This is a genomic window from Parabacteroides sp. AF19-14 (assembly GCF_003635485.1).
In the GTDB taxonomy this organism is placed as follows: domain Bacteria; phylum Bacteroidota; class Bacteroidia; order Bacteroidales; family Tannerellaceae; genus Parabacteroides; species Parabacteroides distasonis.
Window position 1 is genome coordinate 26,933 of sequence record NZ_QTMJ01000008.1, and the last position, 25,121, is coordinate 52,053.

Genomic DNA, 25,121 nt, shown 5'->3' on the forward strand with positions numbered 1-25,121 from the left:
GCTTATTTCTTCTTTTTACTAGGTTTTACAGAAATAGGGGAAAGTTTATTGATCCCTTCCTCGTTTACGGAGAATGAGTAAGGCATATCCTCCGGATTAATACCACGATTCATATTCGGCTTGTCACCCATCTTGAAGTCGATCACGCCACCCTTAAACAAATCGTTATGATCCAGATAATTCTTAGTGTAGTTCTTGCCGTTGAACGTCATGGATTCGATATAGATATTCTTATCGCTGTTGTTCGGGGCATTGATCACCAAGTTGTTTCCATTCTCAAAATGGATCGTAGCCTTCTTGAACAGCGGAGCGCCCAACACATATTGGGTCGTACCCGGAGCTACCGGATAGAATCCTAACGCTGAGAATACATACCAAGCGGAAGTCTGGCCATTATCCTCATCACCGCAATAACCATCCGGACCCGGAGTATACATCTTATTCATTACTTGACGTAACCAATATTGAGCCTTCCAAGGTTGACCCGCATAGTTATATAAATAAATCATATGCTGGATCGGCTGGTTACCATGAGCGTAGTTACCCATATTCATCACGGTCATCTCACGGATCTCGTGGATCACACCACCGTAGTAGCTATCATCGAACAAAGGCGGTACAGCAAATACGGAGTCAAGCATCATCACAAATGAATCCTTACCGCCCATCAAGTCGATCAATCCCTGAGGATCGTGGAATACAGACCATGAATAATGCCAGCTATTACCTTCCGTGAAAGCGTCACCCCATTTCAGCGGAGAGAACGGAGCCATAAACTCGCCATTCTCATTCTTGCCACGCATCAACTTGGTTTCCTTGTCGTACAGGTTCTTATAGTTCAACGCACGACGGGCATATAATTCCAATTCCTTTTTCGGACGGCCTAGTTGTTTAGCGATCTGCCAGATACACCAGTCATTGTAAGCATATTCCAATGTACGGGCGGCGTTCTCGTTGATCTTCACGTCGTAAGGAACATATCCTAACTTATTATAATATTCATGACCCAGACGTCCTGTAGAAGAGACCTTCGGGTGAACGTTTTCCGTACCATGAATCAAACCTTTATATAAAGTCTCCAAATCGTCAACCTTCACACCCTTCATATAAGCGTCTACCAAGATAGACGCCGAGTTATTACCGACCATGCAACCACGGTGACCCGGACTTGCCCATTCCGGGAAGAAGCCGCTTTCCTTATATGTATTGATCAAGCCCTCTTGCATCTCCTTGTTTACCGACGGGAACATCAAGTTCAAGAATGGGAACAAACTACGGAACGTATCCCAGAATCCGGTATCGGTAAACATATAACCCGGTAATACCTCACCATTATACGGACTGTAGTGTACCACCTCGCCCTGAGCGTTGATCTCATAGAACTTACGAGGGAACAACAATGAACGATAGAAACAAGAATAGAACGTACGATATTGATCCAAATCTCCACCCTCAACCTCGATCTTGCTCAAATGCTCATTCCAAACATCCTTACCTTTCTGAACCAAGGTATCAAAGTTATCGTTACCTAATTCCTTCATGTTGATAGCGGCCTGATCGAAGCTAATAAAAGAGGAAGCCACCTTCGCATGAACGATTTCACCCTTCTTCGTCTTGAAACCGATTACGGCTCCTACATGGTCACTCGTTTGCTCCTTCGCACCCTCTTTCAAAGAAGCGTCGGCAAATGTAGCCTCGTATGTGAAAGGCTTATCAAACTCGATCACAAAATAATTCTTGAAATTATCGGGAACCCCACCGCTATTCTTCGTTGAATAACCGATGATCTTATTCTCCTCCGGAATCACCTTGATATAAGACCCCTTATCCAAGGCATCCACCACGATATAAGAATGCTCGTTTTCCGGGAAAGTGAAACGGAACATAGCGGCACGATCTGTCGGCGTTAATTCCGTTACCACGTCATGCTCCGCCAGATATACCTTATAGTAATAAGCCTTGGCGATCTCTCCTTTATGCGAGAACCAGCTCGCACGTTTATCTTGGTCGAATTCCGGTTTACCAACCACCGGCATGATTGCAAATTGTCCGTAATCATTGATCCACGGGCTTGGCTGATGGGTCTGTTTAAAGCCACGGATCTTGTTAGCCGTATATACATACTGCCATCCATCTCCCATCTTTCCTGTCTGAGGAGTCCAGAAATTCATACCCCACGGACGAGCGATCGCCGGATAGGTATTTCCTGTAGACAACTCAAAAGAAGATTGCGTACCCATTAGCGGGTTTACATACTCTACTGGATCAAAAGCCTCATTCACAGCCGCTACCGCAGGTTTTCCCACCCACATCAACATCGCCGCTAAAGCTAAAGCCCAAACGCTTTTTTTCTTCATGATATAGCTATTTAATTAATAATATAATTTATCCGTTTTTGTGTTTTATATTCATAGTTGGACTACAAATATCCATTTAATTAACATGAATAGAAAGTGATTCTCGTGTCATTTATTTAGAAATATCCCTTTCTTTCTTATGAATTTCTGGCATTATACGAATCTAGGTGCAAATCTAACAAAAAGAATTAGAAAAAAGAAATCCAATGAGCTAGATCATGCCCTATTCATCGCACTTTTATCATTCCCGAAAAAGATTAAATATCACATGCGAGTTCCGTACGAACTATGTCTATTCTACAATATAATATTACATATAAATGTAATCAATCTAAACTTAATTTAAAACAAGAGCAAAATGACAAAGAATGAATCTAAGCTATTATCCCTTCAAGGGATAGCTAAAGCCTCAGCGTTCTGTTTGCTGCTTTCTGCCTTCTCTGTAGACGCCGCTATGGCCGTTCCCGCTTCCGCAGGTACGGTTGATGAAGTGATGGTCGTACAGCAGGGTAAGAAAGTGACAGGTATGGTTGTTGATGGTGCTGGTGAGCCTGTTATTGGCGCTAACGTGGTGGTGAAAGGCACTACAAATGGTACGATCACGGACTTCGACGGTAATTACTCGTTGGAAGGCGTGTCCGCAAATGACATCTTGGTGGTATCCTATATCGGTTATTTGTCCCAAGAGATCCCGGTGGAAAATCAATCTTCAATAAAAGTAACTTTAAAAGAGGACACTCAAACTTTGGACGAGGTTGTAGTTGTAGGTTATGGTACGATGCGTAAGTCAGACGTGACCGGTTCTATCGGTGTGGCTAAAGGAGACGACTTGACAAAGAATCAAAACTTTAGTGCGCTAGACAACTTGCGCGGTAAGGTATCTGGTGTAAACATCTTCTCAAACTCCAGCCAGCCGGGTGCTTATTCTAACCGTGTCGTTATCCGTGGTATGGCTACTATCAACGCTTCTTCAAACCCTCTATATGTGGTAGACGGTGTTGTTATGGAGAACTTCGACTTGGTGAACCCGAATGATATCGAGTCTATGGAGGTCTTGAAAGATGCTTCCGCTGCCGCTATCTACGGTGCTCGTGGTGCCAATGGTGTTATCATGGTAACTACGAAGCGTGGTAAGAAAGATGGTGAAGGTGTACAGGTTAGCTATCAAGGATCTGTCAGCACAAGCCATATCGCTCGTAAGATGGATACGATGAACGCCCAAGAGTGGTGTGACGCATTCATGATTGGTCTGGAAAACGAGAATAAGTGGCAAGGTAAAAATTGGTCTTTGAACCGTGCTGATTGGTTTAATGATTCAGATTTCTTTGATGCAAACGGTAATCCTCTGTATGATACGAATTGGCAAGATGAGGCTACTCGTACCGCGGTTTCTCACAACCATCAGTTGAATATCCAACAAGCGGGTAAGAGCTCTTCAATGGGTGCTTTCTTGAACTATACGGATCAACAGGGTATTGTAAACAATACGTATAATAAGCGTATTAATGCGAAGTTGGCATACGACGCAAATCCTACGAAGTGGTTGTCTACGGCAGTCAATGTATTGGTTAACCATACATGGGGGCGTTATACGCCTGAGGATGGTGGTGGCCAAGAGGCTCGTCGTACCATGATCGAGATGGTTCCTTGGATGCCGATTCGCGATAAGAATGGTAAATATACCACTTCTACCTCTTCTTCCATTGGTGATGTATTAGGCTTTGAGGGTATGTCTAACCCAGTCATGATCTTGGATATGCAAAAACGTATGCGCTACAACACGCAGGTGTTTGGTAACGCCGCTTTGACATTCCACTTGGCTGAAGGTTTGGATTTGAAGACTCAACTAGGTCTTGACCATCATAATAAAACGTATAGAGGTTATTCTTCTATCGATTTGAACAACATCTCCATGCCGAATGGTTGGGCTGAGTACCAAAATTGGAATACACTTTATTGGCAGGAGGAGACTTACTTGACTTACAATAAGGTATTCGGTGATCATCGTATCAACGCTATGGCTGGTTTGTCTTGGCAAGAGCGTGTGCAAAAGTGGAATAAGGCACGAACAGAAGGTTTCTCGGATGATTTCTTTGAGGACAATAATATGTCCGCAGGTACAACTCCGGCATCTCCTGAGTCTTCTTACGATCGGTGGGCGATGAACTCTTATTTCTTGCGTTTCGCTTATACATATAAAGATCGTTACTCCGCAACCGTAACAGGTCGTGTCGATGGTTCCTCTAAGTTTGGTGAAAACAACAAGTATGCGTTCTTCCCATCTGCAGGTTTGGCTTGGAATATCTCTCAAGAGGATTTCATGCAAGATCAAAGCACGATCAGCAATTTGAAGTTGCACACTAGCTACGGTTTGACTGGTAACTCCGAGATTGACACTTATCGGTCATTGGCTCGTGTTTCTTCTGGTACGCTTTTGATCAACGATATTCGCGCTCCGTATTCTTACATCAGCTCTATGGCGAACCCGGATTTGAAATGGGAGAAGACTGGTCAGTTTGATGTTGGTTTCGAGATTGGATTCTGGCAGAACCGCTTGTCTTTCGATGTAGCTTACTATAACAAGAAGACAACCGACTTATTGTTGGATTGCCCGATTCCTCACACTACAGGTTTCACGACAGTGTATAAGAATATCGGTTCTGTAAGAAACCAAGGTATGGACTTAATGATCAGCGCACGCCCAGTTCAGACACAAGACTTCAATTGGAGTTCTACGATTAACTTAAACTTCAACAAGAACAAGATCCTTCAGTTGGGCGACAATAATGAGGATATCGAGATGAACAGCTGGGTAGGTGGTTCTGAAAGTATCTTGCGTGTAGGTGAGAACATGAGTTCTTTCTATGGCTACAGACGTTTGGGTGTTTATACGGAGGAAGATTTCAATAACGGCTTGTGCGAGAAGAACCAGATCGGTCGTGCGAAACGTACGGATAAGAAAGAGATCATCGGCAAAGGTATGCCGGACTGGACTGGAAGCTGGATCAACAACTTCTCTTACAAAAACTTCGATTTGACGATGGACTTGCAGTTCGTATGGGGTGTTGAGACCATGCAACAGTTCTACCACTCTACTTACGACCGTTTCGGTATCACGAATGGTTTGAGCAATATTTTATATGACGCATATAACGGATCGAACCCGAACACGATGCAACAGGCTGTTTACTTGTGTAACTCAGGCCATGCAGGTCAGGATACGACAGTAGATTCTCAATGGATCGCCAATGGTTCTTACTTGCGTTGTAACATGTTGCAATTGGGTTATACTTTTGACTCAAACGTGATTAGCAAGATCGGTTTGTCTGCTTTGCGTTTGTACGCAAGTGCGAATAACTTATTCTTGATTACTGCTAGCGATTTCACAGGTTACGATCCTGAGGGTACATCGCAGGGTGATAGTAATAAGTTCGGTCAGAACATGGTATTCTTCTCTTATCCAAGAGCGAGAACTTTCACGTTCGGTGTTAATGTAACATTTTAATTCATTTAATCAGTAGAATTTTTAGAAATGAAAAAAATATTGACAGTAGCGATTGCATGCGCTTGTTTAACCGGGTTCAGCGCATGTAATGATTTCTTGGAAGAGAAACCGAAGTCATCGTTGACAGCCCCGGATTATTACCAGACAGAGGCTCAAGCTCAGGCTAACGTGAACTATTTGTATCGTACGGGAGCTTCAAGTAAGCTCACAGGTGCGGGTAGTGCTTACGTAGGTCCGTTTGCCTCTATCACAGGACAATTGACCGGTTACTTTACAAACAGTTATGAAGGTCAGGAGCTGACTTGTAAATATTCTCGCGAGTTGACTCGTCAGCAGAATACGATGACTGTTTCCGTAACTATTGACGGTATATGGGATGATTGCTACAAGGCTATCAACGTAGCTAATGGCGCTATCAAGTATATCCCCGAGATCTCAATGGATCAGTCTTTGGCAAATCGTTTGATCGGTGAGGCAAAGTTCTTTAGAGCTTGGAACTACTTCAACTTGGTGAAGATCTTTGGTGGTGTTCCATTGACAGTAGAGCCGTACGAATCTATGGAGAACATGTATTTGGAGCGTGCTTCTGTAGAGCAAGTATATGCTCAGGTCGAATCCGACTTGAAGGATGCCGTTAATGCTTTGCCGGCTGCTACTTTCTACAACAATAGTAACCGTATCACGAAGTATGCTGCCGCTATGGTTTTGACTTCCGTTTATATGCAACAAGGTAAGTATGCCGACGCTGCTTCTGCGGTAAAGACGGTGATCGATTCTCCGCATGCTTTGGCAACCAACGATGATTTAGCATTGGGTTCTGCCTATAATAAGATCCGTACGACAGACGGTTTGGCTGAGTCTATCTATTCTTATGAGTACAACGCAACGATCAGTAACGGTGGTTGGTGGCCTACTTATGCGTTCAACTCAGCGGCTACAGCTATATTTGGTACGTATTCTATCTTTGAGCGTACATACGGGCCAACGAATCAATTCTTGAACGTGTATGCGGCAAACGACTTACGTATCCAGCCAAATCAATTCTTCCATTGGAATTATACAAATCCGGATAATGGCAAGACTTGGACGGCTCCTGAGAATGCTTGTGGTTGCTGGTTCTGGTATGATGAGGACGCTTTGTTGAACACAGGACGTTCTACGAAAGACCGTGATATCTTCCGTTACGCAGAGGCTTTGCTTGACGCTGCTGAATCTATCGCTCAGTCTCAAGGTGTAACAGCTGAGGCTGCCGGCTATTTGGCACAAGTTAAGGCTCGTGCAAACATGGAAGGTAAGACGGTAGCCGCAATTACTGCCGATCTTCAGAAATTAGGTAAGCAGGCCTTTATCGAGGAATGCTGGACAGAGCGTTTGCGTGAGTTCCCGTTGGAATTCAAGATTTGGGATGACTGTTTGCGTACAGGTAAGTTCCCTGTAATCTCTTCTACAGAGAAGGGTAAGGTTACATACGTTGACTTAGTTGGCGCAAAGAACGCTTCCGGCGCGACCTTCAAGTCTTCCGACTTGTTATGGCCGATCTCTTTGAACGAGATGCAACGTAACCCGAGTTTGACTCAAAATGAGGGTTATGCCGTTCAATAATAAATTTCAATAACTGATGGCTAGAGAGGGAGGGAATGAGCGATCATCCTTCCCTCTCTTTTTGGTAGCTTGATTAGTCAGCAAGTTGCATGAAACAATGTATAATATACAGAATTTTGGTTTGGTTGTCTTATTATTCACTTTCAACTATGAAAACAAAAGAGCAAGAAATGACATACTGGATTCTGCTAAGTTAGAAGGACGGTTGGAAGGTGAAGAAAAAAGAATGATTTTCTGAGCAGTACTACTGACTTACTCAAAGGATATATACTTATTTTGCCCACGCAGTATATATTACTTTGCCAAGTCACTAGTACTTCATAAACATCCTTTACTTTGACACAGGCTAGAGGATAAGCAATTGCTTCCTTCTGTAAACAAAAAACGCCCAAAATTGCTCTCTGCTATAAACAATTTGTTATATTTGCATATATATAAGTACGATTATGGAGCGATTGATAGAGATGTATCGAAAGAAGTTGCGATTTACCTCTACCGCCTTTATTAGAAGCACGGTGTACGAGATTAATCGGGATGCCCGGTTGATCGGTATAAGAGGTGCTCGGGGAGTGTACCGCAACAGCATATCAAGCGAAATTTTCCGCAAGACGAACGAACCATATATGTCAGCTTAGATAGTATCTATTTCTCTGACAATACATTATATGACTTTGCGGATCGTTTCGTGAAACGAGGAGGAACACGCTTACACTTGGATGAGGTACATAAATCCCCCCAGTAAAGCCAAGAGTTGAAGAATATATACGATGATATGCCAGAACTGCAAATTATCTTTACCGGCCCCTTTTATCCCGAATATCAGTAAGCTCTGCGAATGGATTAGTATCACGAGAAACGTTTTATTGACTTATCTAAACGTATTGGCAGAAAGTAAGCTGACCTACAACTGTTTCTACTTTTGGTATCTCTCGCCTGCAAAAGCCGGACAATATCTACTTGAAAAATAGAAATCTGATGTATATCCTCTCGCCTTTGAAAGCGAATATCGGCAACATGCGGGAGACGTTCTTTGCGAACCAATTGAAAAAGTCTCACCAAGTAACAACCTTAGATTTACATCCGAGTATTACAGATAAAATAGAAAGGATAAATTTGTAAAGTATGAGCGAAGCCAACGATTTTTTGGTGGATGGAATTTATACGTTCGAGATCGGTGGCAAGCGAAAAAGGTACTCACCAATAGAAGGGATACCGGACGGTTTTATCGTTGCGGATGATATAAAAATAAGATCGCGTTGTGGATAATGGGGTTCTTGTATTAAGGAAGAAAGGGAAGAATAATCGCTCATCCTTCCCTTTCAGCCATCAGTTATTGAAATAAAAAGTAATTACTTCGCTGAATATCCCTCATTCTGAGTTAAATTCGGATTACGTTGGATCTCGTTTACAGGGATCGGCCAGTATAAGTCTGTTGCCTTGAATGTAGCACCGCTACCATTCTTAGCGCCAATTAAATCAACGAATTGAACCTCACCCTTGTTTGTAGCGGAGATTTGAGGGAATTTACCTGTACGAACACAGTCATCCCAAATCTTCATTTCCAATGGGAACTCACGTAAACGCTCTTTCCAGCACTCTTCAATAAAAGCTTGCTTGCCTAATCTTTGAAGCTCGGAAGCGATTGTAGAAACATCCTTACCTTCCATGTTAGCACGTGCCTTAACTTGTGCCAAATAGCCGGCAGCCTCAGCGTTTACCCCACTAGACTGAGCGATAGCTTCAGCGGCAGATAATAATGTTTCAGCATAACGATAGAAGTTCCAGTCTTTCGTACCCTTACCAGTCTCTAAGATAGCAGTCTCATCATACCAGTACCAGTTACAAAGCATCTTCATATCCAGAGTTGTTCCATCAACAGGATGCGTATATGTACGATGGAAGAACTGATTCATCTGGGCACGCAAGTCTTTCTCACCATACACATTCAAATAACGCTCGCTAACACCATACACATTTACCCACAAAGAGTATTTGTTTCCAGTAGAAGAATTAGCGAAGAATGTCGGAGAAATCAAATTGAATGCGTGAACCGGGATATTACCGTTAGGAGAAATAGCTGCGTCATATTCACGGGCATAAATAACCTCTGGCAGATCATCTGTTGTACGTAACTTATTGAACGCACTACCTTCCGCAAGGTTATCGTTAGTAGCCAAAGCGAATTTTCCGCTATTGATTACATCTTTCAATGGAGTAACCGCATTAGCGTACTCTCCTAGTCTCATGTAAACATCGGCCAGCAACATATCAGCCGCATATTTTGTCACACGGTGACTATTTCCTGCAAAAGTAGCATTAGGTAAATTCTCTACAGCAAACTGTAAATCAGGAATGATAACTGTATTGAAAACTTCCGATGCAGCCGTACGAGTCGGATATTCAACCAAAGTAGCATCTTCTGTAGGTTCTGTAACCATTGGAACATCACCAAACATTTTTACAAGATAGAAATAGTTCAATGCACGGAAGAAACGAGCCTCTGCTTTATACTGAGCTTGATTATCCATTTCCACACCATCAACATACTTGATAACTGCGTTCGCTACATTGATCGACTTATAACAACTTTTCCAAGTGTCATTAGTCAAATAATTACAACAAGATTGCGTAAAGTCCTGACGAGTCAACTGGCGAGCATAGGAACAGTCTACTTCCTGACCTTCATATTCATTCACGAAATAACCAGTTACCATGTTCATTACAGACAAGCTAGAACCTCTATAAGCACCAGTCATATTACCCATCTTATCAGGAGCACCATCACGATATAGATAATTGACATTGCCAATAATATCAGCACTTGTCTTATAATAGGTATCCAAAGTCAAGGACGACTTCGGATCCTCATCCAAAAAACTGTCACATGCGGTAAATCCTACCAATCCCGCACATAAAATAGCTGTTGTTAATATTTTTTTCATTGCAATTTTCTGAATAATTTAATTAATTAAAATGTTACATTTACACCCAACGTAAACGTTCTAGCTCTCGGATAAGAGAAGAAGGCCATATTCTGACCAAATTGTTCTGGAGATACTGAACCGTTAGATGTAGAGATCTGAGATGTACTTTCAGGATCGTACCCATTAAAGTCTTTCGCTGTAATCAAGAACGCATTGTTCACATTCAAATATAGGCGTAAGCTACTAAACGGAGTCTTTGCCAATTGATTTGAGTCAAAAGTATAACCTAACTGGATTAAGTTCGCACGTAAATAAGAACCATTAGCCACCCATTGAGAGTCTGTCAAAGTATCCTGTCCTGCGTGACCACCGTTGAACAACCAGATAGCTTGCTGCATAGAATTAGGATTCGTTCCATTATATGCGTCATACAAGATATTTGTCAAGCCGTTAGTCTGTCCGAAACGGTCATATGTAGAGTGATAGAACTGTTGCAAGGTCTGAACACCAGCGACAAATTGTAAATCCAAAGTGAAATCCCAATTCTTGTAACGTAATGTATTGATCATAGATCCAGTCCAATCGGGTACACCTTTACCTATGATCTCACGCTCAGAAGAACGTTTCGCACGACCGATCTGTTTCTTCTGGCAGTTACCAGCTTCATAATCTTCTATTGTATAAACGCCTAAACGTTTGTAACCATAGAAACTACCTACGCTTTCGCCTACACGCAAGATAGAAGCACCGCTCACCCATTCGTTTTTCAAGATATCCTCGTCATTGTCACCCAAAGATAAGATCTTATTTTTATTGAAGTTAGCATTGATGGATGTTGTCCATGTGAAGTCTTTTGTATCAATATTGCGAGTAGATAACATCAGATCCAAACCTTGGTTACGGATAGAACCGATATTCTTATAAACAGTCTCGAAACCTGTTGTATGAGGAACCGGAGCATCCAATAACAGATCAGAAGTCTTCTTGTTGTAATAAGAAGCATCTAACGTAATTCTATTATTGAACAAACCTAAATCGAAACCTATATCGAACTGGGCGGTTTTCTCCCATTTCAGATCAGAGTTAGGCAATCTATTTAAATAAGAATAGGAATTACGTGTTCCGTTCAATAATAACGTTTCGCTCTTAACTGTTGCTAAAGATTTGTAAACACCAATCTCAGAGTTACCAGTCAAACCGTAGCTGGTATGCAACTTCAAGTTGCTGATCGTATTTTGATCAGACATAAAGTCTTCTTGCGTGATGTTCCAAGCCAAACCCGCTGATGGGAAGAACGCATATTTATTATTCTTACCAAACTTAGAAGAACCGTCATAACGACCAGTAATTGTAGCGGAGTAACGATCCTTGAATGTATAAGCGAAACGTAAGAAATAGGAGTTCATAGCCCAACGTTCCCAATAAGTCTTCGGAGCATCAGGCTTCGTACCTGCGTCCATATTGAAGTCCTCAAAGAAATCGGTAGTGAAGTTTTCTGTATACATTCTAGAATAATCATACTTGCGCTCCTGCCAAGACAAACCGGCCATAGCGTTGATACGGTGCTCGCCAATCGTCTTATTATAAGTCAAGTAAGTCTCTTCCTGCCAATAAAGAGTATTTGCATGATATCTTTCAGCACGTCCATGTTGGTCATATGCCAAATTCACCAAGTCACTTGGCATATATTTATGCAAAGTCTTAAAGTTAGCGTCAACACCGAATTGAGTCTTCAAATCCAAACCTTCGATGATATGGAATGTCAAGGCTGCATTACCGAATACTTTTGTATTATAGTTCATATTCTTATAGGTCTTCAAGATATGAACAGGGTTAGACATTGCCTCAAAGTCCATTGGCATCCCTTCTGGAGTATTGGTGGAGGTATATTTGCCATTATATTGAACCGGCATCCAAGGAACCATTTCAATCATAGTACGACGAGCATCCTGTCCACCACCGTCTTCTGGAGTAGAGTTACCCCAAGTATGGTTCACCGCCAAGTTGATCGCTGTAGATAACCATGTTGTAGGATTCGCATCATAAGCGATCTTTGCATTCAAACGTTTTGAATAGGTATTCAACATGATACCTTGGTTATCAGTATAGTTCAAAAATGCACCCATAGATGATTTCTCGCCACCTTGCTGAACATTCAATTGATGGTTATGAGAGATCGCTGTACGAGTTGCCTCATCTTGCCAATCTGTATCATAAAGAGGATTACCGTTAGAATCGAAGAAACGACGATCTGTAAACCAATCCGCACGATTAGTAGACCAGTTAAATGGATTGCCATCCTTATCAGATCCCCATCTATTCTCATTCTCAATACCTTGCATAAAAGCATCGCACCACTCCTGCGCATTCATCGTATCCATCTTACGAGCGCGATGAGCCAAGCTTACAGAACCAGAGTAGCTAACCTTCGTTCCACCTTCTTTGTTACCACGTTTCGTAGTAACCATGATAACACCATTGGCACCACGAGCACCATAGATAGCGGTAGCGGAAGCATCTTTCAATACCTCCATAGACTCGATGTCATTCGGGTTCATCAAATAGAAGTTCTCCATTACTACGCCGTCCACAACATACAACGGATCAGAAGAGGCATTAATTGTCGCTTGACCACGGATAACAACACGGCTACCATAAGCACCCGGCTGGCTAGAGTTAGAGAAGATATTTACACCGGCAGCCTTACCACGCAAGTTATCCAATGCACTAAAGTTTTGAGCTTTTAACATCTCTTCTCCTTTAGCTGTAGAAATAGAACCTGTTACATCCGATTTACGCATCGTACCGTAACCTACTACTACTACCTCATCCAAAGTCTGTGTATCTTCTTTCAATGTAACATTGATTGCAGATTGGTTGCCTACAGGGATCTCTTGAGATAAATAACCAATATAGGAAATCACCAAAACTCCGTCGGCGGGCACACCCTCGATCGTATAATTTCCATCGAAATCAGTGATCGTACCGTTTGTAGTGCCTTTCACCACCACGTTAGCGCCAATAACAGGCTCACCTGTACCGTCAACAACCACACCTGTTACTTTCTTGCCTTGCTGCACTGCCATTACTTCATCAACCGTGCCTGCGGGAGCGGGAGCGGCCATAGCGGCGTTTACAGAGAAGGCAGAAAGCAGCAAACAGAACGCTGAGGCTTTAGCTATCCCCTGAATGGATAATAGCTTAGATTCATTCTTTGTCATTTTGCTTTGTTTTTTAATTAAGTTTAGATTGATTACATTGTCTATGTAATTTTTATCGTTATAGATGGACATAGTTCGTACGGAACTAGTGCGCCATTCATGGTCTATATCATTAAAAACTGGGCAAATGTATAACTTTTTTTGTAAACTAGACTTAAATCTATAGTATTTTTTTAATAAAAATGACACATTTATCACAAATCACCCCTTGAAACCAAGAATATCAGCCCTTAAATGTACTAAAAATATATTGTTCCGTACGGACTTACAATAGTATCATCGTCTTTCTATCACATAAATAATTAACTATCAAATATTAACAGTAAAAACACTTTAAATTGGTTACAATAAACAAATGTTAAATTTATTGAGATTCAAGGCTAGGCGAAAATGGCACTAGTATGGCTTCTATGAAAAAAACAGATAATATATTCAGAGACTGGATAATATAAAAAAATTTAGCCTTCCTTTATAAATAAAAGAAGAACCACATTATCTACAATCTTTCTACCAAGAAAGCGCCATAGACTTATTCCCACAAGGCTTGAAATCCAATAAGGCATTACCCGAAACAGAGTCTCTCATGACACTCTTCACCCATCACTCTAACACAAGCAAGTCTTCTGCTTAGAATAATACCGATTTATTTGGGATTAAATCCTATCAAAACATTCAATATACAAACATAAGACAAACTGGATAAGGGCGGGCAAACCCCGCCCCTACCATGCTACCAAGATAATTTTATAAACTTATTCTCCCACGGAGCGAAACTCAACGGATTCCCCGAAACTGGGTCTCCAACGACATCACAAACCGTAGTTTTCACAAAATTAATTTTATCTGAAGCTACAGAGAAAGTAGCGGACTTCCCGCCTATCTCACGCAATTGAAGCATAACAGCGTTCTCGCCTTCTACAGGCCTCATGTTTACCAACAACAAGTTCTTCGGTACGATCTTGAAAATGGAAGCCGATTGAAGAGGCTCCACCTTTTTATCTCCGGCAGGCAAAACACGGGTCAAGAACGGAATCCGGTTTTCCCAAGCGAACTTAGTCGCATACTCAATAGTGTTGTCTTTCGAAGAGTTGATGAAGTAACTCCATTGCATCTCTCCCATTTGGTCCGCATTGAAATTGGTTACCCAATAGTTGTTCATCGGCCATGAATACATATTCGTGGACTGAGGTACGGCTCCGGCCTTATACCGCCCCGTATTGATCGCCCCAAATTGCATTAATGGTATTTCTTGGCTACCCATCACGACCTGTGACTCTCCATTACGAGCCGTAGCGAAGTTTTGCACCGTGTACCAATCGTTAGAGGAGCCCGGGATTTGGTCTACACCCGCCTCAATCGATCCGCCGGGTACATCCAAATGGATCTTACCGCTTTCAACCTCAAACGGGAAAGCGATATAAACCGCTTCCGGATCTGTTACCGCTTTTTTACGCAAGCGATAAACTACCTCGATTTTCTTTGTTACGTTAAATACACGGAATTCCACCATCAAATTATTCGGCTCACGTCCCGCTACTGTCTCTCCCCGAAAACGATATGTATCCCAAACATCGCCTTTCTCATATTTCTCGAAACGCATCTTCTCGGGACGACGGCGGAGGAATTGGGGAGCACGATATTGTTCCATCGGATGACGGCTATCGATAATCTCATAAATAAACTCTCCCATCTCCCATTCCGCATCCGGCGTAACCAATTGTTTGTTCAAATCCTTATCATATAATTTACGAATCGTACCTTTACGGGTATTGAAGTCGATGGCATACCAAGGATTCTCCACATGTGTCTCTTTTAATTCCGTTGCGCCCTGTATTTCCGGACGTGGCGCATCCTTCACCTTTATATAATACTGTGCGTATCCCAAAGCCGGGACTTCTTTCACGTAAAAGTTCCAATAAGTACCATCGGAACGGCTTTCGCCAGCTTGTGCGGGAATTACGTTGCCAGCCGCATCCACGATCTCGAAAGCCTTGTCTTTCGGAAGAATCTGATGATCGACATAAGCTTTAGCGATACCGCTATAACTCCAGTTGAGCGTATTGAATACAGCGATAGACGGAACGTCGCTTTTAGGCACGAACGATTGTAATATACCCATCGTGGCCTCTCCCAGCAAACCGGAATGGCGATAGGCTTCCCACGCATACGATTGTTTCAAGGAGCGTTGTTCCCAAGTTTCCAGTCCATAAGCGTTACGTACGCTCTCGCTATGCCCGAAAGTATGCTCATCATAGAACAAAAGAGCTTTGTTGATATCATAAATCCGATCATTGATGTCTGTCGGCAATTGAGCGCCTAGCATTTTGGCGAATGACAATCCGGCTTGGTTCGCGATAATATCCGAATGAGTCACACGAGATATGGCGGCTTCACGGGCACCGGAAGCGAAACCATCCGTCCACCAATCCGGCCAAGCTCCACGAACGGTCTCAATACGATCCGCGTATTGGCTCTCTACCGTCTTAAAAAACTCACTGGCTACCGCCGTGCGTAATTTCGGCCATTCATACTTCTCATTCCATTTCTGTAACATCTCGCAACTTTTAGTCGAAGGGGGCGCATTATCCGTAAGATATCCCGAATGCTGCACCGCTAATATATCATACGGATAATTTTTCGCTTCCATTTCACCTAAATAAGTTAAAACACGCTCCTCAAACTGGTCAAAGTTATCTGTATGAATCCCGAAAAAATTACCATAGTGATAATGCTCCGCACGATAAGTCAAGACCTTCTTCCCAGAAGGTGATTCCCACCAAAACACCGTAGGTTTATCAAAGCAGATCAACGCTCGATGACCATGGGTTCCCATATTCACATATTTCACGCCGGCATCTGCGAAATACTCGCTGAAACACCAACCGATACCATTCACGTCGTCTTGCATCGCAACCTCGGCACGCATCCCATTTTCTCTAAATTGCTTGATCGGATAAAGGGAAGCGGCAAGTGTCTGCTCATCCGGTAATTCGTCAAAATTCAAGAACATCGTAGCTAATTCAATACGGCCCTCTTTTACCCGTTGCTTCAGGCGAGCGATCTGTTCCACAGGACGACATTTCAAATATTCGCTAACCGCCCAAGCGATCTCGCAAGTCCAACGGAACTTAGCGAAATCCGGATAATTATCCGTAGCGTCACAATAATCCAACGCATAATCAATGTATCGAAGCTGTTCTGCCAAGATTTCCATTTGGGAACGGGTATAACCGATATCCGTATGGGTGTGTTGCACCATATTCATCTGCCAATGTCGAACCGGTTTTACGGTCACCGTAGTTTCCTCTTTCTCTTTCCCACTTGTCAACGTCAACGGTAATTGGCGAGTCGTGCTAACCTCGGGTATCTCGATTCGGAATACATTATCCCCGGACACCAGTTTCTCTTTATGGCTTTGCTCGCCTAAATGGATCGTCACTGTAGAAGGTTCTCCTTCATGTTTTACGGAGATCTCGACCTTTTGGGTCAGTCCGTTTTTCGATTTATAAACCGCCGGTAATACACGGCTCTTGACATCCGATAATCCCGGAGACGCATGAACCGACAATGTCCCGATCAACAAAGCCAATCCTGCTGATAAATAAGTTCTTTTTTTCATCTTATCGTGTTTTTATTGATATAAGTCCTATATACAACATACATATTAATAATAGCATCAAGCCGGCTACCTGTCCGAACATATCGGCTATGCCTCCCATACAAGGCGTAATCAAAGCGCCTCCTGATACACCCATAATCATCAAGGCCGAGACCTCGTTCGATTGCTCCGGCCGATGTTCCAACGCAAAAGAGAACAGGATCGAAAACACATTCGAGCAAGCCAAGCCAACCAGTACGATCATAACGCCCATGCCCCACAAGCTATCCGAGATAAGCAATCCTACGAAAGCAAGGATAGCGATAAGCATGCTTCCCCTTAAGAAGGGTCGTGACGAGATCCTCGCCAGCAATATAGCCCCCAGGAAAGAACCTCCGGTACGAGCGGCGAAATAAAGGCTACTCCCTAATCCAGCCTCTTGCAACGGCATGGATAACTTTTCCATCAATAGCTTAGGGATCGTCGTATTCAGACCGACATCGATCCCGACAATACACAGAATCCCCAAGAAAAGCATCCGTATCCTAGCATCTTTACATAAAGCTAACGTAGAGGCGAACGAGGCTTCTTGCCCCTCTCCTTCCTCTTTACCCGGAATAGTCGTTATCAACCAGATGATAGATAACAAGGTAGTCACCGAATAGACAATGAATATCAACTTCCAATCTCCCCAGAAAGAAGAAGCTATACCTGCAATAATCGGCCCTAAGAAGGAAGATACCGCCTTAATAAACTGCCCTAAAGTAAGCACGCTCGTTACTTTATCCGGATTTACCACCCGCGCTACCATCGGATTCAAGGACACTTGCAAGATCGTATTTCCAATTCCCAGCAAAGCGAACGCAAACAAGATACAAGCAAAGTCATAGAAGAATAGAGGTATCAGCATCGCCAAGGTTGTGATAGCCAAGGCTACGACCACCGTATTCCTACGCCCGTGCCGTCCCATCCAGATACCGGTAGGGACAGAGAACAGGGCGAACCAAAGAAAGACCATCATGGGCAATAGGTTCGCCAACGTATCGGACAAACCAAAGTCCATCTTCACATAATTCGTGGCAATTCCCACGACATCCACGAATCCCATCACGAAAAAGCCGAAAAGGATCGGGAATATAGCGGAGTTCGTACTTTTAGTTCTCATATCGATCTTTTGGTTGGTTACCCATTTCTAAAACCAAATGTCCACCTTGAACAATCTCCGAGAAAGGAATACGAGTATCCGTCAATGGTTTCCCGTTTAAGTCCATGGATTGCACGTAATCATTTTGCTTACTATTATTACGAGTCTCGATCACGAATTCCTTCCCTTTATAATAGCGGTCATTCAGCCGGATCGTAATCTTATCGAACAAAGGACTACCCAAAGCGAAAGAAGGCGCTTGATCCGTCAAGCCTTTCATATCGAATAAGCCTAAGGAAGAGATCACGTACCAAGCCCCGAGCTGGCCTTGATCCTCATCTTGTCCGTAGCCATAACCGTGGATGCCATCCGTACCATAGAACTCATTCAAGATCGCCCGCACCCATTTTTGCGTAAGCGAGGGACGACCGGCCTCGTTGAACATCCAAGAGATGTGCAAACAAGGTTGATTTCCTTGGTTATACAAGGTTTGTAAACCGGCGAAAGCCCCTACTTCCGTGCCTCCGCTAAAGATTAATTTACGAGACACCGTGAAGATGCTATCCAACCGATGGTTAAACACGTCCGCACCTACTTTCGCGACCAAGCCTTTCGCATCGTGCGGTACATAGAATGTATATTGCCAAGCGTTACCTTCTTGGAATCCGCGCCATACTTGCATCGGATTGAAGTCCTCGATAAACGTACCATCCTTCTTTTTAGGACGGACAAAATTACAGGAAGGGTCATAGATACGCTCCCAGCCTTTCGATAAGTCCATCAAACGGTTATAATCGTCCGTCTTACCCAGTTGCTTCGCCCATTGGGCCACGGTCCACGCACTATAAGCATATTCCAAGGTATGGGAAGCGGAAAACATGAAAGCCTCGTCCGGACCGTCCCCTTTATCCAAATGAGGTACATAACCATATTCCACGAAATAACGGGTATCGATCTTTCCCGCGCCCAACGGACGATTCTCCCCATCCAACTCATTCTTCAAGCAAGCCTCATAAGCCGTATTCACATCGAAATCCCGGATGCCACATTGATAAGCGCCAGCGATAATCGTACTTAATAAATTCGTACCAACCCCGGAGACATAACGGCTATTAGCGATTCCATCCGCCAGCCAGCCGGCGTCCTTGTACACCAACAAATGGCTACTTATATAATCCGAATAATATTCCGGATAGGCCAAAGCCCAAACCTGTGTCAGATTCCATTGCGCTCCCCAAGCGGCATCGGTATTGTATAAGTTATGTACCGGTTTCCCGTCTTTCAAAGGGATTTGTCCTACCGAGCCATCATTTCTCGGATAAGCGCCATTCACATCGCTAGCTAACCCACGCCCCAATAAAGCGTGATACAAACCGGTATAGAATTTCACCTTATCCTCTCGCGCTGGAGTCTCTACCCGGATACGTCCCAAATATTCTTCCCATGTTTGACGAGATATTTCCCTTGCCTCGTCAAACGTAAGGGTAGCGGCCTCAGTTTCCCTATTTAACCGGGCATTCTCCACGGATGTATAAGAAAGACCTACTTTAGCGGTTACCGACTCTTGATCTTGGGTACGGAATGTCAGATAAAGTCCGGCCCCCACGCCCGTCGCTTTCCGTTCATCCGGACGGATATCCGCTCCGTTGAAAGCGCCAAATCCAACGGGAACCTTGTCCAGCACCGCCGAGAAATACAAAGGAACCGATGCCCCGGGTTGATATTTCCTCACATATTCAGGCTCGGTAATCACCCAGCCCTCGATACGCCCGTCTTCCGTAAAAGTAATTTCAGCATCCCGCACAGCTCCGCTCTCTCCTTGACGGTTTCCTATATCGAACAAGATATGGCTATCCTCCCCGGCCGGAAATGTATAACGCTGAATAGCGACACGAGGGGTAGCGGTAAGCTCCGCACAAATCGAGTAATCTTTTAGGAGAACGGAATAATAACCGGCGGTAGCGATCTCGTCCGCACGATCAAAACGGGAACGGTATCCTATACCTGTCAAGTCGTCTACCGCCCCGGGAATTGTTTTCAATGGACCCGTCGTAGGCATCAGTACGATTCCACCGATCTGAAACTCATGCAAGCAGGGGAAACCCTCGATCGATTGATCCCGATAATCGTAACCGGTCGCCTCCCAACCGGATTTATTCCCGATATGCCCGTTCGTAGAAGGAGCCGGCTTGGCCATACCGAAAGGCATCGCTCCCGGGGTAAAATGAAACCAACGGCAATGCGCCGTACCGATCCGAGGTTCTACATATTGGCTAAGCTCTTCTTGCTGAAATTTTTTGCCTTGTGTCACACAGGATGTGAAGAAAGCACACGCAAACATCAGGAACCATACAGGTCCTATACTATATTTTTGTCTCATATTCCTTTAGATAGATGGTTTAACGCAAAAACATAAGCTCCCATAGCGATCGAGCGATTAGCACCTTGTTTACTTACGGTCACCCCTATCCGTTTACAAGGATCATACCCTACCTTGCGATTGGTACCCGGAATGGGTACCTCGACAGCTCCTCCTTTAGCGAAATCAGCGAAACTCTCCGCATCCTCCAAAAGATAAGCTTTCATTTGCAATCGGCCGAAACGACTTCCATCCATCATACCGGTAGATGAGTTCAATTCTTTCAACAAAGCAGGGAGAATATATTTAGAAGCCCCCGATAGTCCACCACCGATCACGATGATGCCATCGATTAAAGTAATGGCAGACGCCAACGCATCCCCCGCTAGCTCCCCTAATTCGGAGAAAGCCGTAATAGCAGCCTCCCGGTTACCCGGGCAAATACCCTCGGCGATCTCAAAGATCTCTTTCGGAGTATGCGCTCCCGTATCACCGGATCGTTCCGCATATACTCGCATGACCGCACGTATGCTGACACTCTCCTCTACGATATACTCCGGATATTTCTTATTCCGAAAACACCAGATATCTCCTCCTGCCGCATTATCTCCCAATAGAAGCTCTTGATTAATGACAACCCCGGCACCAAAACCGGTACCCAAGGTGACTCCCAGCAGGTTCTTATATTGCTTCATGCTTCCTGCCTCCCGCAAACGGCGGTTTATATCCGGAAGGGCTCCGGTTAACGCTTCTCCATATGCGAATAAATTCCCATCGTTATTGATAAATACCGGTATCCCGAATATATCTTCCAGAAACGGGCCTAACGCTACTCCACCCCGGAAAGAGGGGAAGTTGGGTAAATCGCCTATGATACCGGCTTGATAGTCTGCCGGACCGGGAAAAGCGAAACTGATAGCGACCGGAGTTTCCGGCAAGCCTGCCTGAATTGCCTTAAAACCCTCTACCAAATTGCCTAAACACTTATCTAAACAATCCGCGCATGCCGGAAGAACTACCGGATCGGCTATCTCTTTTCCTCCTTGGATGGCAGAGAAAACAAAATTCGTTCCTCCCGCATCCAATGTCATTACTATTCTATTGTCATTTGTATACATCATATATTCCTTTTCTTTATTTACCCATGTTCCGCCAGTGCCACCGTGGTGGCACAGCCGTGCCATAGGGTTGGCATTGGCGTGCCATCGCAGTGGCACTACCGTGCCATCAAGGGTGGCACAGTTGTGCGATGCCCATGGCACGGTGATTATTGCCTAAATCGTACGTAAGCTTTTATAGTACCACAGTATTTACCTACGGACGATCCATACGGGCGGATCGTATATTCACCCACGCAAGCCGGAATGATAAAAGTCTCCGCATAATGAACGATGAATGGTTCAAAAGCGTTTGTCGGACTCTCCACGATCAACTCATCTCCCTTGATTACATTCAGTACTTGCACCCCTCCATTCGTATTGTGAGGCACGATATCCGTGAACCAATGACGGCGGGTCTCGATGAACTCGTTCTCATGCAAGCCGGTCCGCTCCTCCCGCCAACCGTCTCCCTCGGCGATCATCTCCACTTGGTTGATCAAGTTATGACGGACAAACTCCGTTTGCCGCTCCCATTGGATCACTTTCGAGCCGTGGCCGATATTAATCGGTCGAGGCAGTCCGTCCAATCCCAAGCGGCCCCAGTCCCAAAGCTTAAAGGTAAAGATACTTGGGGTAGCGCTAATCTCCAGCACCATGGCACCGGCTCCCGAACAATGGACCGTTCCGGCGGGGATCAGATAATGATCATGGCGTTTGGCAGGCCATTTGTTGACATATTTCTCCGTATCGAAAGGCTTTCCGGTCTGTTGGGACTCGTTTAGGGCAGCGATCATCTCGTCCGGATTTACACCGGTTTTCAATCCCAGATAAACGGTAGCGTCCTCCTCGGCATCCAGCAGGTAGTAGCTCTCGTCCTGCGTATAATAAATCCCGAACGTATCCCGGATATATTGGGTGACCGGATGCACTTGCAAACTTAGGTTTCCTCCTCCCATCGTATCCAAGAAGTCGAAACGGATCGGGAAATCTTGTCCGAAACGAGCCTCGACCGGCCCGCCCAGCAAGTCTCTCGTCTTATAGAATACCAAGTCATTGGAAGGGATCTCAAACAGCTCTCCGGCAACTTTCAGGTATAAACTATTTTCCTCGGGCACGCAATCAAAACACCAGCCGAAGTTATCTTGCTTTTTATCCAGATCACAGACCTCTTTCATCCATTGGCCACCCCAAGGAGCCGGATCAAAGAAAGGTACTACCCGGAACGGGGTATGAGCCGTTTTCTCCAACCCTTCTTTCAAGATCTCCCCGGAAATCATCTTAGGTGTTCCGACGATATGGGTATCCAACCAATAATCGACCTTGGGAAGGACTTTCTTCTTCAGATTATCGCAAACAATCCAATCAATAAAATATCCTCGCTTATAATGGTACGACGGGGCTTCCTCCCGGTTTTCCACACCTAGCCCGTTCACCTCTTTTCTACGGGAACGCATCTGGATCTCCCAACGAGCCATATCCGCATAGATCAATTTGTCCGGAGCGGAAACGATCTCGGCGGCGGCGTGGCCATAAACGATTGTCCAGCCTTTTCCATCACGCAAGGACTCCCGGCAGGCGTTCACCTTCTCCTCATCCAAGAAATCCGTATAAGAGAAATGAGCCCGGCGGCCAAACAACCGATCATCCGTCAGATAAGGATAGGTCATCGCCTCTATATCTTCTGCCGATTTAAATAAATCTCGCGTATTGATAAAACGATCGGGCGCGAGCGCTTGCAGTTCACGCATCAACTCCTCGTGATGAACCCCTTGGTAGCATTCCACCACCCAAACTTGTGATCCATTCGTTTCCGCATGGACCTCCGCCAATCGCTTCCGTATCGATTCCCAGCCTTTCCACAAGGTACCGTCTACAACGGTGGCCGGCATTTTATCATAATTACTTTTTCTCATCTCTTTTGATATTTAATATTGCACGCTTGTATTTAACTCTTATTTTTCTCTGCCCAATCCCTTAATAATTCAATCGCCTTAGATAGCACTCCGGCCGATCCCTTGAAATTACCAGAGCCGCTGGGGACACCGCCTTTGCCATACCATTCGTAGAATCCGTCATTTTGGATCACACGCTCGATCATCGGATGAATCTCCGCATAAGCCTCCTCAACCATTCCATTAACGACAAGCTGCTGGATCATCCGACCGCCAAACCAAGTCCAATCCCCGCCATTCTGATACAGATAAGCCTTTGACATTCCTCCATGGAAAAAACCATCCGGATACACGGGATATAAGGTAAGACCAATACTCGGCATACCCGACAGGCGAACATTCTCAAGCATCTGGGCATTTACGGTACGTATCTCGTCTTTCGATAATAAGCCGGCCTCTATAGCGATAGCCGTCCCACCATGATAATGAATGGCAAGTTCATCAAAACCTTCCGGAATCGGAGATTTCTCCGGATAAATATGAGGAATGAACTTCTGGCGCTTCTCGTCCCATAAATGAGCCCGCACATTTCTCTCGATTCCCTCACGCAGACTTTTCCAACGGGAGGCTTGCGGGGAATCGGGAGCCATCTCCAATAAATAATCTAAAGCGATAAGAAACATAGCGTTATCATATACGTCAATGGCCGGATCGGATAGCTCATTCATGTCACATCCGAAATCATCGTTCGGCTGCACGTCTCCCCAGTCCGCCGTCATCGCCCCGTATAGCAATCCATATTCCTTATTATATCGTTCTCGCATCAAGTAATCTACCATCAAGTTCATTCGCTCCAAGACGGTCTTTCCGGCCACCACCTCATCCAGAATACCCCGATCACCCGTCTTACGAATGTATTTACCTACGATCTGAATCAAGGAAGATTCTTGGTCCGTCTCTACCGTATTCTTAAAAGCGACATGTTTCGGAGCGGCATTCGAATAATAAGGCGTATCATCATACCATGTAAAATCTTCTTTCAGCACATAACCATCGATCATCTCATCATTCGGCTGTTGAAGAGCGAAAAACAATAAGATAGCTTCCCGCAGTTCATGCGGATCGCTTTCCTCGCAAGCTACCTCAATAAACGTATTCATATCCCGTGCCCATATCTGGGAATAACCACTCCCTGCGTTAAAGCCACTACGAATGGTCGCACGAGCCATACTATCCACCTTATGTAAAGCCGTGTCGGACAATATTTGATCGGCCAATCGCTGTTTCTCGGTCAATCCCGTACAGGATAAAAAAGATACAAATACAAAAGAAGTTACAACTAGAATTTTATTCATGGCATTAAATTATGATTTATGGCGGCAAAATTATTTCAATAATTCAGAAAGGAATACTACATTT

13 protein-coding genes are annotated in these 25,121 nt (G+C 44.3%); 4 read left to right on the top strand and 9 right to left on the bottom strand.

Features of this window, described 5'->3' with window-relative positions:
- Nucleotides 1-2 precede the first annotated feature (2 nt).
- Nucleotides 3-2,357: a GH92 family glycosyl hydrolase gene (locus DWX33_RS09915; RefSeq protein WP_008779639.1), complete on the bottom strand. Its 2,355-nt coding sequence runs from the start codon at nucleotides 2,355-2,357 to the stop codon at nucleotides 3-5.
- Between the two features lie 358 nt (nucleotides 2,358-2,715).
- On the opposite strand from DWX33_RS09915, the gene DWX33_RS09920 reads away from it, so the two are divergent.
- The 4 genes from DWX33_RS09920 (at nucleotide 2,716) to DWX33_RS22525 (ending at nucleotide 8,730) form a co-directional block, all read left to right on the top strand.
- Nucleotides 2,716-5,862, top strand: coding sequence for a TonB-dependent receptor (locus DWX33_RS09920; protein ID WP_122380305.1), 3,147 nt, complete (start codon nucleotides 2,716-2,718; stop codon nucleotides 5,860-5,862).
- A 27-nt stretch (nucleotides 5,863-5,889) separates the two neighbouring features.
- A complete protein-coding gene (locus DWX33_RS09925) occupies nucleotides 5,890-7,464 on the top strand; it encodes a RagB/SusD family nutrient uptake outer membrane protein (protein WP_005866428.1) in 1,575 nt (524 codons plus the stop codon).
- A 446-nt stretch (nucleotides 7,465-7,910) separates the two neighbouring features.
- Nucleotides 7,911-8,099: a hypothetical protein gene (locus DWX33_RS09935; protein ID WP_005866426.1), complete on the top strand. Its 189-nt coding sequence runs from the start codon at nucleotides 7,911-7,913 to the stop codon at nucleotides 8,097-8,099.
- 487 nt (nucleotides 8,100-8,586) lie between these two features.
- Nucleotides 8,587-8,730 carry a hypothetical protein gene (locus tag DWX33_RS22525; protein ID WP_199713289.1) on the top strand — a complete coding sequence of 48 codons (144 nt, stop codon included), beginning with the start codon at nucleotides 8,587-8,589 and terminating at the stop codon, nucleotides 8,728-8,730.
- Between the two features lie 83 nt (nucleotides 8,731-8,813).
- Here DWX33_RS22525 and DWX33_RS09940 read toward each other — a convergent pair whose 3' ends face one another.
- The 8 genes from DWX33_RS09940 to DWX33_RS09975 form a co-directional block, all read right to left on the bottom strand.
- Entirely contained in the window at nucleotides 8,814-10,406 is a 1,593-nt protein-coding gene (locus DWX33_RS09940) for a RagB/SusD family nutrient uptake outer membrane protein (RefSeq protein WP_008779636.1), read from the bottom strand.
- Between the two features lie 26 nt (nucleotides 10,407-10,432).
- Nucleotides 10,433-13,609, bottom strand: a complete 3,177-nt coding sequence (locus tag DWX33_RS09945; RefSeq protein WP_009017170.1) for a TonB-dependent receptor — start codon at nucleotides 13,607-13,609, stop codon at nucleotides 10,433-10,435.
- Between the two features lie 730 nt (nucleotides 13,610-14,339).
- The gene (locus DWX33_RS09950) at nucleotides 14,340-17,228 is read right to left on the bottom strand and encodes a glycoside hydrolase family 38 C-terminal domain-containing protein (protein WP_122380306.1); all 2,889 of its coding nucleotides are present in this window, start codon (nucleotides 17,226-17,228) and stop codon (nucleotides 14,340-14,342) included.
- Nucleotide 17,229: 1 nt separating this feature from the next.
- Nucleotides 17,230-18,372: a sugar MFS transporter gene (locus DWX33_RS09955; RefSeq protein WP_005866412.1), complete on the bottom strand. Its 1,143-nt coding sequence runs from the start codon at nucleotides 18,370-18,372 to the stop codon at nucleotides 17,230-17,232.
- Nucleotides 18,362-20,731: a GH92 family glycosyl hydrolase gene (locus DWX33_RS09960; RefSeq protein WP_122380307.1), complete on the bottom strand. Its 2,370-nt coding sequence runs from the start codon at nucleotides 20,729-20,731 to the stop codon at nucleotides 18,362-18,364. Before DWX33_RS09960 ends, DWX33_RS09955 begins: the two co-directional genes overlap by 11 nt.
- Nucleotides 20,728-21,831: an ROK family protein gene (locus tag DWX33_RS09965; protein WP_121962266.1), complete on the bottom strand. Its 1,104-nt coding sequence runs from the start codon at nucleotides 21,829-21,831 to the stop codon at nucleotides 20,728-20,730. The genes DWX33_RS09960 and DWX33_RS09965 overlap by 4 nt, the downstream gene beginning before the upstream one ends.
- Before the next feature lie 146 nt (nucleotides 21,832-21,977).
- Entirely contained in the window at nucleotides 21,978-23,723 is a 1,746-nt protein-coding gene (locus DWX33_RS09970; protein ID WP_122380308.1) for a class I mannose-6-phosphate isomerase, read from the bottom strand.
- 32 nt (nucleotides 23,724-23,755) lie between these two features.
- Nucleotides 23,756-25,057 carry a hypothetical protein gene (locus DWX33_RS09975; RefSeq protein ID WP_122380309.1) on the bottom strand — a complete coding sequence of 434 codons (1,302 nt, stop codon included), beginning with the start codon at nucleotides 25,055-25,057 and terminating at the stop codon, nucleotides 23,756-23,758.
- Nucleotides 25,058-25,121 lie beyond the last annotated feature (64 nt).